10 protein-coding genes and 1 pseudogene are annotated in these 12,485 nt (G+C 65.4%); 4 read left to right on the top strand and 7 right to left on the bottom strand.

Annotated elements, in window-relative coordinates:
• Positions 1-5: 5 nt before the first annotated feature.
• Together recQ and AC3WOS_RS07170 are read right to left on the bottom strand one after the other, a co-directional pair.
• Entirely contained in the window at positions 6-1,823 is a 1,818-nt protein-coding gene (gene recQ / locus AC3WOS_RS07175; protein ID WP_492715196.1) for a DNA helicase RecQ, read from the bottom strand.
• Between the two features lie 20 nt (positions 1,824-1,843).
• On the bottom strand, positions 1,844-2,683 hold the full coding sequence (locus tag AC3WOS_RS07170) for an undecaprenyl-diphosphate phosphatase (RefSeq protein ID WP_492715195.1): 840 nt from the start codon (positions 2,681-2,683) through the stop codon (positions 1,844-1,846).
• A gap of 391 nt (positions 2,684-3,074) precedes the next feature.
• On the opposite strand from AC3WOS_RS07170, the gene AC3WOS_RS07165 reads away from it, so the two are divergent.
• Positions 3,075-3,296 carry a hypothetical protein gene (locus AC3WOS_RS07165; protein ID WP_492715194.1) on the top strand — a complete coding sequence of 74 codons (222 nt, stop codon included), beginning with the start codon at positions 3,075-3,077 and terminating at the stop codon, positions 3,294-3,296.
• Between the two features lie 309 nt (positions 3,297-3,605).
• On the opposite strand, the gene AC3WOS_RS07160 is transcribed toward AC3WOS_RS07165, so the two are convergent.
• The 5 genes from AC3WOS_RS07160 to AC3WOS_RS07140 all read right to left on the bottom strand — a co-directional run bounded on the left by AC3WOS_RS07160 (position 3,606) and on the right by AC3WOS_RS07140 (position 7,241).
• Complete coding sequence (locus AC3WOS_RS07160; RefSeq protein ID WP_492715193.1) at positions 3,606-3,839, bottom strand: hypothetical protein; 234 nt, start codon at positions 3,837-3,839, stop codon at positions 3,606-3,608.
• Positions 3,840-3,987: 148 nt separating this feature from the next.
• Complete coding sequence (locus AC3WOS_RS07155; RefSeq protein WP_492715192.1) at positions 3,988-4,266, bottom strand: YkgJ family cysteine cluster protein; 279 nt, start codon at positions 4,264-4,266, stop codon at positions 3,988-3,990.
• A 51-nt stretch (positions 4,267-4,317) separates the two neighbouring features.
• Positions 4,318-5,109 carry an alpha/beta fold hydrolase gene (locus AC3WOS_RS07150; protein ID WP_492715191.1) on the bottom strand — a complete coding sequence of 264 codons (792 nt, stop codon included), beginning with the start codon at positions 5,107-5,109 and terminating at the stop codon, positions 4,318-4,320.
• Positions 5,109-6,122 carry a M14 family zinc carboxypeptidase gene (locus tag AC3WOS_RS07145; protein ID WP_492715190.1) on the bottom strand — a complete coding sequence of 338 codons (1,014 nt, stop codon included), beginning with the start codon at positions 6,120-6,122 and terminating at the stop codon, positions 5,109-5,111. Before AC3WOS_RS07145 ends, AC3WOS_RS07150 begins: the two co-directional genes overlap by 1 nt.
• Before the next feature lie 96 nt (positions 6,123-6,218).
• Positions 6,219-7,241 carry a VOC family protein gene (locus AC3WOS_RS07140; protein ID WP_492715189.1) on the bottom strand — a complete coding sequence of 341 codons (1,023 nt, stop codon included), beginning with the start codon at positions 7,239-7,241 and terminating at the stop codon, positions 6,219-6,221.
• A 234-nt stretch (positions 7,242-7,475) separates the two neighbouring features.
• Here AC3WOS_RS07140 and AC3WOS_RS07135 point away from each other — a divergent pair, with 234 nt between their 5' ends.
• From AC3WOS_RS07135 to AC3WOS_RS07125, 3 genes and pseudogenes are all read left to right on the top strand, one after another.
• Positions 7,476-10,439 carry a molybdopterin-dependent oxidoreductase gene (locus AC3WOS_RS07135; RefSeq protein WP_492715188.1) on the top strand — a complete coding sequence of 988 codons (2,964 nt, stop codon included), beginning with the start codon at positions 7,476-7,478 and terminating at the stop codon, positions 10,437-10,439.
• Between the two features lie 15 nt (positions 10,440-10,454).
• Positions 10,455-11,342, top strand: coding sequence for a 4Fe-4S dicluster domain-containing protein (locus AC3WOS_RS07130; RefSeq protein WP_492715187.1), 888 nt, complete (start codon positions 10,455-10,457; stop codon positions 11,340-11,342).
• Positions 11,343-11,814: 472 nt separating this feature from the next.
• A pseudogene (locus AC3WOS_RS07125) lies at positions 11,815-12,485 on the top strand (hypothetical protein); the annotation flags it as partial.

Below are 12,485 nucleotides of genomic sequence, written 5' to 3'. Positions count from 1 at the left end.
GACGCCTAGTCCATCTCCGAGATCATGGCGACCAGTTCCTCGCCATAGGAGGCCAGCTTCTTCTCGCCCACGCCCGACACCCCGCGCAGCTCGGCCAGCGAGGTGGGACGGGCCTTGGCGATCTCGCGCAGCGTGGCGTCGACGAAGATCACATAGGCCGGCACGTTGTGGGCGCGCGCCGTCTCCACCCGCCACCAGCGCAGCTTGTCGAAGATGGCCTGTTCGCGCGGCGACAGGTCGCTCTCCACGTAACCCTTGGAGGCCGTGGTGGGGCGCTTCTGCTTGACCGGCTTCTGGTACTGGCGCAGCTGCACCTTCTGGCCGCCCTTCAGCACGGGGCGCGCGGCGTCGGTCAGCTTGAGCGAACTGTATTGTTCGTGGTCCACCGTCACCAGCCCCAGCGCGATCACCTGGCGCAGGATGGCGCGCCATTCCTGCTCGCTGCGGTCGGCGCCGATGCCGAACACGGAAAGCGAGTCGTGGTGCCAGGTCTTGATGCGTTCCGTCTCCACCCCGCGCAGCACCTCGATCACATGGCCGGCCGCGAAGCGCTGGTCGACCCGGTAGATGGCCGACAGCAGCTTTTGCACCGGCACCGTGCCGTCGAACGACACGGGCGGGATCAAACAGGTGTCGCAGTTGCCGCACGGCGCCGAGCGCTCGCCGAAGTAGTCGAGCAGGCGCACCCGCCGGCAGCTCAGCGTTTCGCACAGGCCCAGCATGGCGTCGAGCTTCATGCCCAGCACCCGCTTGAAGGTCTCGTCGGCCTCCGACTCGTCGATCATGCGCCGCTGCAGCACCACGTCCTGCAGGCCGTAGGCCATCCAGGCGCTGGCGGGCATGCCGTCGCGGCCGGCGCGGCCCGTCTCCTGGTAATAGCCCTCGATGCTCTTGGGCAGGTCGAGGTGGCACACGAAGCGCACGTCCGGCTTGTCGATACCCATGCCGAAGGCGATGGTGGCCACCATCACGATGTTTTCCTCGCGCAGGAAGCGGGCCTGGTTGGCGGCGCGCTTGGTGTGCTCCATGCCGGCGTGGTAGGCCATGGCCCGCACCCCGTTCTCGTTGAGGAATTCGGCCGTCTCCTCCACCTTCTTGCGCGACAGGCAGTAGACGATGCCGCTGTCGCCGCCATGCTCGCCGGTGATGAAGTCCAGCAGCTGCTTGCGGCCGTTGGCCTTCTCGACGATCTGGTAGCGGATGTTGGGCCGGTCGAACGAGGACACGAACTGCATCGCGTCCTCCAGCTGCAGCCGGTGCACGATCTCGTCGCGGGTCTGCTGGTCGGCCGTGGCCGTGAGGGCGATGCGCGGCACGTTGGGGAACTGCTCGTGCAGCACCGACAGCTTGATGTACTCTGGCCGGAAGTCGTGGCCCCATTGCGATACGCAGTGCGCCTCGTCGATGGCGAACAAGGCGATGTTCGAATCCTGGAGCAGGTTCAGGCAGCGCTCCGTCATCAGCCGTTCCGGTGCCACGTACACCAGGTCGATCTGGCCGGTGCGCACCAGGCGCTCGATGCGGTTCGCTTCCTCGTAGGTCTGGGTCGAGTTGAGGAAGGCGGCGCGCACGCCCACCTCGGCCAGCGCGTCGACCTGGTCCTGCATCAGCGCGATCAGCGGCGAGATCACCACGCCCACGCCGTCGCGTACCAGCGCCGGGATCTGGTAGCACAGCGACTTGCCGCCGCCGGTGGGCATCAGTACCAGCGCGTCGCCGCCCGTGCTCACGTGTTCCACAATCTCGGCCTGCTGGCCGCGGAAGGCCGGATAGCCGAAAACGGTCTGCAGCAGTTGCAGGGCGTGGGTGCTGGTGTCAGTCATGATGCTTGCCTCGGTCTGGCTTAGTCCACCCACTGCACCAGGCCGTAGTGGGCGGTGGCGATGACCACCAGGCCGAACACGATGCGGTACCAGGCAAAGAAGGTGAAGGTGTGGGTACTGATGTAGCGCAGCAGCCAGCGCACGCACAGGAAGGCCGACACGAAGGCGGCCACCGAACCGATGCCGAACAGCGGCAGGTCGGCCGCCGACAGCAGCGCGCGTTCCTTGTAGAGCGAATAGACGGTGGCGCCCAGCAGCGTGGGAATGGCGAGGAAGAACGAGAATTCGGTGGCCACCTGGCGCGACAGGCCGAACATCATGCTGCCCATGATGGTGGCGCCGGAGCGGCTGGTGCCGGGAATGAGGGCGAAGGCCTGGGCGATGCCGATCTTGATGGCGTCGAGCGGCGTCATGTCATCGACCGACGTGATGCGGGCCATGCCGGGGTTCTTCGCTTCGCTGCGCTCGACCAGCAGGATCACCAGGCCGCCGACGATGAAGGCCAGCGCCACCGGCACCGGCTTGAACAGGGCGGCCTTGATGGCCTTGTTGAACGCCACGCCCAGCACGGCGGCCGGCAGGAAGGCGATGCAGACGTTGATGGCGAAGCGCTGCTGCTTGCGGTCGCTGAACAGGCCGCTGAGCACGGCGGCGATGCGGGCCCGGTATTCCCAGCAGACGGCGAAGATGGCGCCGGCCTGGATCACGATCTCGAACACTTTCATCTTCTCTTCCATGCCGGTGAAGTTGAGCAGGCTGTCGGCCAGGATCAGGTGGCCGGTGGAGGAAATGGGCAGAAACTCGGTAAAACCTTCAACCAGGCCCATGACGAGGGCTTTGAGCGCGAGAATGATATCCATGAATGTTGGTGCTGTTTCGAATTAGTTTGATGGAGGAAACGGTGTCCGGCGCGGGCGCCTGCGCTGCGCGGGGTCGAAGCTTACCATGCCGGGGCGCCGCCATTCTGAATCGGGCGCAAGGAGGATGGATTTTTTTGGTTCTTCACGGATTACCGGGAGCGCCTTTGGGGTGCATGTCAGGTTTCGGCACTCCCGCCCTATGGTCTAATTCGGTCCAGTGCGATCCGCTTGCGGCTAATTCGGCCTTGAATTTCCAAGCGCCAGTCCAGAACCGTCCATGAAATATGGGCCCGGAGTCTAGTCGGGTCGCGTATTTTGATGAAAAAGTCTAAAGCGAACCAACTTCCGATGCCGCTGTCCAATTTATAGACTCATCTAATTGGAGCGAATCATGACATACGAAGCCAAACAAGCTGTCTACCTGCCCGTAGCGGATTTCCTGAACCTGGAATTCCATTTGATGGATACGCGCCCCGGCGTCAAGCCCGATGTCTTCGTGACCGAGCTCGTGCCCAAGGACGCAATGCGTGGCGCTTCATCTGGCTACGTTTTCCTGGGGACGATTACTGGATCCGTGCCGCCAATTGCAGGGCGCGGTCTGAGGAAAGGCTAAGCAGGCTATAAGTTGCCTGTGCCTCTCCACATAGGTCTAAGCCGAAGGGCAGAAAAGTCTAAACCACTCCCAGTGTTGCTTTGCGGAGGCGATTACGGTCTACAGAATTTGGCGCCCCGGAAATTCTGGACGCCATTAGCGGGGATTTGCATAGTTTCGACCGAATTAGACAGCGGGACGAAAACGAAGACCGGTACCTCGAGCTCCGTGCAGTCTCCCGCTAATCCGTGAAGAACCATTTTTTTGTCCGTGGCGGCACGTGCGAGGGCGGTGGCCGCCGTGCATGGCCCCATGGGCCGGCCGCCGCGCTCAGCGCACGGTGCGCATGCCCGGATTGCGGGCCTGGGCGGCCGTGGTCAACACTTCCAGCTGGCCGGCCTTGAACACTTGCTGGTGTTCGCCGTCGCTGTCGAGCCAGCGGCACAGCACCTCGTCATCGTCGCCCATGCCGGTGTGGCCCGGTGTTGTCTTTACCACCAGCATCTTGCGATGCCAGCCGATCGGCCGTACCGCATCGCCAGCCTTTGCCCGTTCGCGTTCCATGATGGCCTCCATCGTCTGCTAACGGCAATGATACGCCGGCCGGGCCGGGACGGGCGCCGGGCTGTGGCATGGATGCCGCGCCGCGGGCGGCCATGGCCAGGCGGCCGGTAGGGGCGGGCCAGTGCCGTGACCATGCGGGCGGGCAGGATCAGGCCGGCGCCGTGGCCCGTTCCAGCTCGGCCAGCCACAGCATGGCCTGTTCACGCGTCGCGCCGCACATCTCGGCCGACGGTTGCAATCCGGCGCAAAAAGCGGGGCGCTCGGGGTGGCCGAAGATCAGGCAGCGGTTGTCCTCGGCCAGCTGGATGCAACGCACGCCGGCCGGCTTGCCGTTGGGCATGCCGGGGATGGGGCTGGTGATCGAGGGCGCGGTGCAGCAGGCGCCGCAGCCGGGGCGGCAGGCGAGGGCGGGAGAGGACAGATTCATTTGGTGCGATGGAGTAATGGTCCGGCGCTTGGCGCGGACCGGGCCGCTATTTTACCCGGCTTTGGCCGGCGTGCCTTGGGCGGCGGCGTCACCGGACGCCGCACGCAGCCACTGCACCACGGCCTGCGCCACCCACGGCCCGTCGTCCAACGGCAAGTCGTGGCCGGCGTCCGGGTGCACCCGGTGCGGCGCCACCCACGCCTGCGCCAGCCGCAGCGAGCACGACGGCGACACCAGCCGGTCGCCCGCGCTCGACAGGATCAGGACGGGCACCTCCGGCGGCTTGGCCGGGGCCCGGTAGCGGGCCGCCGCCCACAGCTGGCGCAGGGCGTTGGCGCGGCGCACGGGACGTTCGTGCTGGTAGGCCAGCCAGCGCTGCAGCAGGTCGTCGCCGCCATGGTCGTCGCGGCTGGTCAGGCGCAGGATCAGGCTTTCCTGGCGCGCCACGCCGCCGCGCAGCAGCAGGCCGGCGATGGCCGGGTAGTTGCGCCAGCGCAGGCGCTGGTGGAAGCGGCTGTAGGGCCGCATGCTGGTGTTGATCAGCACGCAAGCGTCCACCTCGTCCGGATAGCGGCTGGCCCATTCCACAGCCGCCATGCCGCCCAGCGACAGGGCCAGCAGGCGGTAGGGCGGCAGCTGGCCGTCGGCCCGCAGCCGGGCGCGGCAGGCGTCGACCATGGCGGCCACGGAAACGGGACTGGGCTCGGCGTGGCGGCTGCCGTTGCCGGGCAGGTCGGGCGTGACGATGGCGGCGCCGTCCAGCGCCCGGGCCAGCTGGGCGGGAAAATCGCCCCAGTGGCGCTGTTCGCGCATCAGGCCGCGCAGCAGGACCCAGGTGCCCATCAGTCGTACCAGCGCGCCAGCGCGCGCCGCTGCTGGGCCTTGCGGGCCAGGCCTTGCGGTTGCCAGTGGCCGTGGCTGGCCGCGGCCCGCATCAGGAAATCGAACCACACCAGGTGACGCCGCAAGACCCGCTGCAGCCGGTGGGTGGCCGTGGGGTTGAAGATGCCGAGCCGGTTGAACAGCTGGCGCGGGTTCTTCTTGACCCAGGCCCAGGAGCCCATTTCCAGCGTCAGCGGTAAAAACGTGCGCTCGCCGCTGCCCGTCCCGCTCAGGTACAGGTAATCCCACAGGTCGCCATGGGTCAGGTACTGGCGGCTTTGCGGTTCGAACACGTAGTTGTGGTTGGGATAGCTCTGGCTGAACAGTTCTTCCAGCGCCCCGATCTCGGCCAGGTGCGGGATGGGGGTGGCCGTGTGGGCGTGGGGAAACCAGATGCGGTCGCGCAGGCCGAAGCCGGAATGGCAGTCGAGCGCCATGCTGAACGGACGCGACAGCAACTCCCGTTCTACAAGCCCGCACACGGCGCTGCTTTCCGGTTCCATGGGCGCGTCCGGCGCGCCCCGGTACCACGGCAGGTGCGGACTGTAGCGCTGGCCGCCCAGCAGGAAGGGCACTTTTTCCAGCGCGTTGACGGGCGCGTTGCGCATCAGGTCCACGCCTTGCGGGTTGCAGCGGGTGGCGCGCCACATGCCGCCCGGGTTCACCAGCGGCATGAACACCAGGCGCATGTGGGCCAGCTGGTGGTGCAGCGTGCGGTCCCAGCGCAGGCGGGTGAGCAGGCTTTCCAGGAACGACAGCACGACCTGGGTGCCGATGCGCTCCAGGCCGTGGATGCCGCCGAAAAAACCCAGCGCCGGCACGTCCGGCGACGGATTGCCGATGGCCAGCGTGTAGACGGGGAACTGGCGGCCGTCGATGTCGACCGCGCACGGCGCCGCCACCTCGAAGTGCTGCCCGCCTTCGTCGATCAGGCGCTTGAGGGCGATCAGTTCTGGCAGGTTCTTCGCGATCATCGGGATGGCCGTCACAGGTGTGTCGGACAGTGTAGCGCAGCCGGAGGGAAGGCGGCGCAACGGCGCGGAAAAATCGGCGATCCGGCACCGGCCCGCTCAGAACCCGGCCGGCAGGTATTCCTTGCGTAGCAGTGATGCCACGCCACGGCTTAGCTGGCCGATGCGGCCGGCCAGGGTCTGCCCGTCGAAATGGTGGCCCCAGGTGCTGATGTGCTTCCAGATGGCGGGGCTCCAGCTGGCCTCGTCCACCACCAGCGGATTCCAGCCGAACTCGATGTCGAAGCCGGACGGCGTGGCCACGTAGAACGAGACGGCCTTGTCGTTCGCATGCTGGCCCACGCCCATGGCGATCTTCAGCCCCAGCGCGCGGCAACGGTCCCAGGCGGCGCTCAGGTCGTCCAGCGTGGCGGCCTGGACTTCGAGGTGCTGGATGCGGGTGCGGATCGGGTCCAGCCTGATTTTGGGCGTGTAGACGAAGGCGATCGAATGGTGGCGCTCGTTAAAGCGCATGAACTCGAACAGCATCGGCACCCCGCTGATGGTGTAGTGCACGTCGTCCGTATGGCGGATGTCGAAGATTTCGCGCCAGAACTGCTTCATCTGGTCGGGCCGGCGGGTGGACATGGCGACGTGGCCGAAGCCCTGGTCGCCCGTGACGAAGGCGCTGGTGGCCATGCGCGGCGGCGTGTCGGCCAGCATGGCCTGGCAATACAGTTCCAGCTTCAGTCCCTTGGGGCCGGTGAAGTGCCAGAAGTTCCGCACGCCCCGCTGTTGCGCCGCCGCGGCCGTGGCTTGCTTGACGTCGATGCCGCGCCGGGTCAGCCGTTGCAGCACGATGGACAGCGCCTGCTCGTCGGCCAGTTCCATGCCAAGCGCCACCAGGTCTTCCGCCGGGCCGGGCACGACGATCAGCCTGCGTTCATGGTCATCCATGCGGGCCGCCACGCTGTGGTCGGGCAGGGTGGCGACCTGCATGCCGAGCGCCTCGCCCAGCAGCTGCTGCCAGGCGCCCGCCTGGCGCGATTCGATGACCGCGTACCCCATGCGTACCCGATTGAACACGCTGTCCTGCGCCGCCGTCGTTTGCGCCTGGTCCGTCTTCTGCAATTTCCTGTCCATGCCTGTCTCCTTGTCAGTGATCGTTGTCCGGGGCGGGCGCCGCAGACCGGCCGCTGCCGGTTAGCCGTCACACATCGCTTCCCATTGGCTGAATCATCTGTCATACTGACGACTGCGTCAATATGAATACCTGACTCAGATCAAGCAAATGGAAAACCCGCCCGCCCGGCAAGCAGATACAAAGCTGTTCCGTGCCGGGCACGTTCAATGTCAAACAAACAACACGGAGACAAGATGAAAAAGCTCACGCTCAGGGCCATCCTCTATTCCCTCACGCACGTGCTGCGGCTGACGGCACTGCGCAGTACGGCCATGGCGGCGTTCATGGGCCGCCGCAACTGCGTGGCCCAGATCCGGCTGCGCGACGGCAGCATTGCCCGGCATTACGTATTCCGGGGCGGCCGCGTCACCTCGCGCGCCGGCCAGCATCCCAAGCCGGACGTGACGATGACCTTCCGCGACCTGGCCACGGCACTGATGTTCATGGTGCCGCCGGTCAGGCAAGCCGATGTCGTGCACGCGGCCAAGACTTTCAAGGTGGTGGTCGATGGCCGCGACGAACTGGTGGTCTGGTTCATGCAAATGCTGAACATGATCCAGACGGCCGGGCTGCAGGCGGGCCGCAAGATGGCCGACGGCACCATGCGCTACACCACCAACACCAACGGCGGCCCCTTGTTCGTGTACGTCAAGGACGGGCGCATCGTGCGCACCACGCCGATCGACCTCGATGGGGACGACGCGGCCAGCTGGACGCTGCGCGCGCGCGGCCGCAGTTTCACGCCGCGCCGCCAGGCCACCGTCAGCGCCCATGCGCTGAGCCTGAAGTCGCTGGTGTATTCCGAGCGGCGCTTGCTGTATCCGATGAAGCGGGTGGACTTCGACGTCAACGGCGAGCGCAACGTCCACAACCGCGGCATCTCGGACTACGTGCGCATCAGCTGGGACGAGGCGCTCGACATCGTGTCGGGCGAAATCAAGCGCATGAAGCGCCAGTACGGCCCCGGCGCCATGGCCATCTACCAGAGCTCGCACCACTCGTGGGGCAACGTGGGCTACTACCTGAGCGCGATGCTGCGCTTTGGCAACCTGCTCGGCTTCACGCGGGTCCACCCCAACCCCGACTCGTGGGAAGGCTGGTACTGGGGCGCCATGCACCATTTCGGCAACAGCTTGCGGGTGGGCAGCCCCGGCCCCTACGGCGTGGCGGAAGACTGCCTCAAGCACGCCGAACTGCTGGTCTACTGGTCCAGCGACCCCGAAAAGACCAGCGGCGCCTACGCCGGCTCCGAGGGCACGGAGCGGCGCCTGTGGACCCGGGACCTGGGCATTCCGTCGGTGCATATCGACCCCGTGTTCAATGCCACCGCCCAGCTGCTGGGCGGCAAGTGGATCGCGCCGCGCCCCGCCACCGATCCCGCGCTGGCGCAGGCCATCATGTACGTATGGGTGGAAGAAGGCCTGTACGACAAGGAATACGTACGCACCCGCACCACCGGCTTCGACGAATGGCACGATTACCTGCTGGGCAAGACAGACGGCGTCGCCAAGACCCCGGAATGGCAGGAACCCGAGACGGGCGTACCGGCCGCCACGGTCAGGGCGCTGGCCCGGCTGTGGGGCACGCGCAAGACCCATTTGATGCCTGGCGGCGCGGGCCTGGGCGGCGCCGGCCGCAACGCCACCGGCGGCCAGTGGGCGCGCTGCATGATCATGATGGCGGCCATGCAGGGCTGGGGCAAGCCGGGCAGCAACATCGGCGGCATGCAGATCGGCACGCCGCTGGACTTCTCGTTCTACTTCCCCGGCTACGCGGACGGCGGCATTTCGGGCGAACTGAACTGGACCGCCTCGGCGCTCTACAACTACACCCGCATGCCGCACGTGCTGACGGCCAATCCCGTCAAGCAGATGATCCCGCGCCAGCGCTTCCCGGAGGCCATCATCGACGGCCACTGCGAAGGCCACCTGTGGGACGGCATGACGCTCGAAGCGCAATTCGCGCCGTACAGCTATCCGATGCCGGGCTATTCCAAGGTGCATATGCTGTACCGCTACGGCGGCTCGTCGTTCGGCACCATTGCCCGTTCCGGACGCTTCGTGGCGGCGTACCGCCATCCTTCGCTCGAGTTCGTCGTCAACCAGTCGGTCTGGTTCGAGGGCGAAGCCAAGTTCGCCGACGTGATCCTGCCGGCCTGCACGGCGTTGGAGCGGTGGGACATCGGCGAATGGGCCGGCGCCGGCGGCTATGCCCACGACTCGCAGGCGCAGCTCAACCACCGCATGATGGTGATGCAGCACAAGTGCATCGAACCGATGGGCGAATCGAAGTCCGACTACCAGATCTTCCTCGACATCCTGAGCCGCATGGGCCTGGGCGCCGTGTTCTCCGAAGGTTGCAGCGAGCTGGACTGGTGCAAGCGGGTGTTCGACTCGTCGGACCTGCCGAAAAAAATCTCATGGAAGAAATTCCTGGAGAAGGGTTACTACGTGGTGCCGCCGGCCGCCTCGGAAGCGCTGCACGAACCGGCGTACATGCGATGGTACGCGGAAGGGCGCAAGAAGGATGTGCCCGAGCCCAGCCCGTTGCCGTCGCAATATGCGGAGGAATTTGGCGTCGGCCTGCAAACGCCGTCCGGCAAGATCGAATTCGTGCCCGAGTCCCTCAAGCGCAATTGTCCCGACAGCGAGGAGCGGCCGCCGCTGAACCGCTACATCCCCTCGTGGGAAGGCTTGCAGACCAAGGAACTGGTGGCGCGCTTCCCGCTGCAGATGGTGTCGTCGCACTCGCGCTACAGCTTCCACACGCACCACGACGGCAAGGATGGCTTCCTCAACGCCGTGGCCGAGCACCGGGTGCGGGTCAACGGCTATCCCTACTGGGTCATCAACCTGAATCCGGAGGACGCGGCGCAACGCGGCATTGCCCAGCACGACCTGGTGCGCCTGTACAACGACCGCGGCGCCGTCATCTGCGTGGCCGACTTGCTGCCTGCCGTGCGGCCGGGCGTGATCAAGGGTTATGAATCGAGCGCCGAAGTGGACTTCATCCAGACCGCCAAAGGCATGGTGGACCGCGGCGGCTGCCTGAACCTGCTGACGTCGGACCGCCGCATGATGAAAGGCACGGAGGGCATGGCAACGTCATGCCTGGTTGAGGTGGAACGTTGGGATGAGGCCGGCTTCGCCGCCGCCTAAAAAGGGAGAACTATCATGGAAAAATGGAATCTGATCGTCGATGTAGGCCAGTGCAACAACTGCGCCAACTGCACCCTGGCCTCGCTCGATGAACACGTGGGCAACGATTTTCCCGGCTATGCGGCGGCCCAGGGCAAGCAGGCCAAGCCGCTGATTGACATCCGCCGCAACGTGCGCGGTACGGACGAGCATATGGATATTTCCTACATGCCGACCATGTGCAACCACTGCGACCACCCGCGCTGCGCGGAGGACGCCGATGGCGCCGTCACCAAGCGCGCCGACGGCATCGTGCTGATCGACCCGTTCAAGGCGGCCGGCCGGCGCGACCTGGTGGACAAGTGCCCCCATGGCGCGATCCAGTGGAACGAGGAAAAGCAGCTGCCGCAGATCTGGATTTTCGACGCCCACCTGCTCGACGCGGGCTGGAAGGAGCCGCGCTGCCAGCAGGCTTGCCCGACGGGCGCCTTCCGCGCCCTGAAGGTGAGCGATGCGCACATGCAGGCCGTGGTGCGCGAGGAAGGGCTGGAAGTTTCGCGGCCCGAGTTCGGCACCGCGCCGCGCGTCTACTACAAGAACCTGCACCGCATGAACCGGCGCTTCGTCGCCGGCAGCGTGGTCCAGCTCGACGGCGGCAAGCCGGACTGCCTGCCAGGCTGCACGGTGACGCTGCTGCGCAACGGGGCGCAGGTGGCGCAGGCGGTGACGGACTGGTTCGGCGACTTCAAGCTCGACGCCTTGCCGGATGAAGCGCGGTCCTACACGCTGGTGTTCGAGCATCCGGGCCTGGCATCGTTGCAGATGACGGTGCAGACGGATGTGAGCGGCACGAGCGTCGGCGTGGTCACGCTCATGCCGGCGGCCCGGCAGGCGGTGGCGGCGGCTGCAGCGGCAGCGGGTTGACGGCGCGTCCGGAACCTGGCGGTGCGGTTCCGGACGCTGTTCTTTGCCGTAAGGTGGCACGGCCGGCGCTGCCCTGGCGCAGGTAAGCGGCGTAACTAAGCGATAGGCTGTGTCCGGTTATATGGGGGCAAAATCGGACAGCTTGCCGGTAAGGCTTAAATTGTCCGATCTGGCCGTCGAGGCGCGTAACTGGATCCGATCAGATGTTTCCGGGTTTCGACGCAAGGCCGGTTTCGCAATCCAGTCAACAGGTTTGTAACTAACATGTGGTAATTGCGCAATGTTACAAAGTGTGTACATATGGCGCGAATACAAGACTATCCTGAATTTCATTCAAGTATTGCAAATTGATTGAATGTAATCGCCGATCATCGTTAGCTGTGGATCGCCAGCTTCACCTATGATGCCATCGGTCGCCGCTTGACAAGGAGACTGTACATGCGGTCGCTGATTAAGCCTAGGGGCAGAGATTTTGTCGCGTTGGGGATATGTTCCTGTTTATGTTGCCGGCGTCACTTCGACCACTTACGACCCCAATGGCAACGTGACGCAGGTGAGCGACGCCAGGGGAGCTATCCATGCGTTCACATTCGATGCGCGCAATGCCGTCCAGTCCTACACAGACCCGCTCCAGCAAGCGGAAACGTACACGTACGACGCGAACCACAACCTGGCGACTGTCACAGACAGGAATGGCAAGACCCGTTCGTATGCCTACGACCACCGCGACAGGCTGGCTTCGATTACCTACGCCGACGGCAGTTCCGTAGCGTACACGTATGATGTCGCGGGACGCCTGACGCGCGCGCAGGACTCCCAGACTGGTGCGCTGACGTTCGCCTATGACGACTTCGACCGCCTGATTACCGCTGGCTCAACCAAGGGCACGGTTTCCTACACTTACTATTCGAACGGCTTGCGCAAGACGACCACCGTGTCTGGCCAGCCGGTGATCCGGTACACCTACGACGACGGCAACCGGCTGACACGCATCGATCAGGACGCGGGGCCGGCCAATAACAACGTGGCGCAAGCCGTGCAGTTTTCCTACGACGACGATGGCAAACGGACGCTCGTTATTCTGCCGAACAACATCGCAGTGAGATATGCCTACGATGTGGTCGGGCGCCTTGCTGCGATGAC

It is taken from the genome of Rugamonas sp. FW305-51, from assembly GCF_058786935.1.
The sequence above is the reverse complement of the archived record's forward strand: the minus strand, read 5'-3'. Positions and strand labels throughout refer to the sequence as shown.

What these genes read in the sequence shown, in the direction of transcription:
- AC3WOS_RS07130 (WP_492715187.1), top strand. Translation starts at nt 10,455, where the DNA reads ATGGAAAAATGGAATCTGATCGTCGATGTAGGCCAGTGCAACAACTGC.
- AC3WOS_RS07150 (WP_492715191.1), bottom strand. Translation starts at nt 5,109, where the DNA reads ATGGGCACCTGGGTCCTGCTGCGCGGCCTGATGCGCGAACAGCGCCAC.
- AC3WOS_RS07160 (WP_492715193.1), bottom strand. Translation starts at nt 3,839, where the DNA reads ATGGAACGCGAACGGGCAAAGGCTGGCGATGCGGTACGGCCGATCGGC.
- AC3WOS_RS07165 (WP_492715194.1), top strand. Translation starts at nt 3,075, where the DNA reads ATGACATACGAAGCCAAACAAGCTGTCTACCTGCCCGTAGCGGATTTC.
- AC3WOS_RS07135 (WP_492715188.1), top strand. Translation starts at nt 7,476, where the DNA reads ATGAAAAAGCTCACGCTCAGGGCCATCCTCTATTCCCTCACGCACGTG.
- recQ (WP_492715196.1), bottom strand. Translation starts at nt 1,823, where the DNA reads ATGACTGACACCAGCACCCACGCCCTGCAACTGCTGCAGACCGTTTTC.
- AC3WOS_RS07140 (WP_492715189.1), bottom strand. Translation starts at nt 7,241, where the DNA reads ATGGACAGGAAATTGCAGAAGACGGACCAGGCGCAAACGACGGCGGCG.
- AC3WOS_RS07170 (WP_492715195.1), bottom strand. Translation starts at nt 2,683, where the DNA reads ATGGATATCATTCTCGCGCTCAAAGCCCTCGTCATGGGCCTGGTTGAA.
- AC3WOS_RS07155 (WP_492715192.1), bottom strand. Translation starts at nt 4,266, where the DNA reads ATGAATCTGTCCTCTCCCGCCCTCGCCTGCCGCCCCGGCTGCGGCGCC.
- AC3WOS_RS07145 (WP_492715190.1), bottom strand. Translation starts at nt 6,122, where the DNA reads ATGATCGCGAAGAACCTGCCAGAACTGATCGCCCTCAAGCGCCTGATC.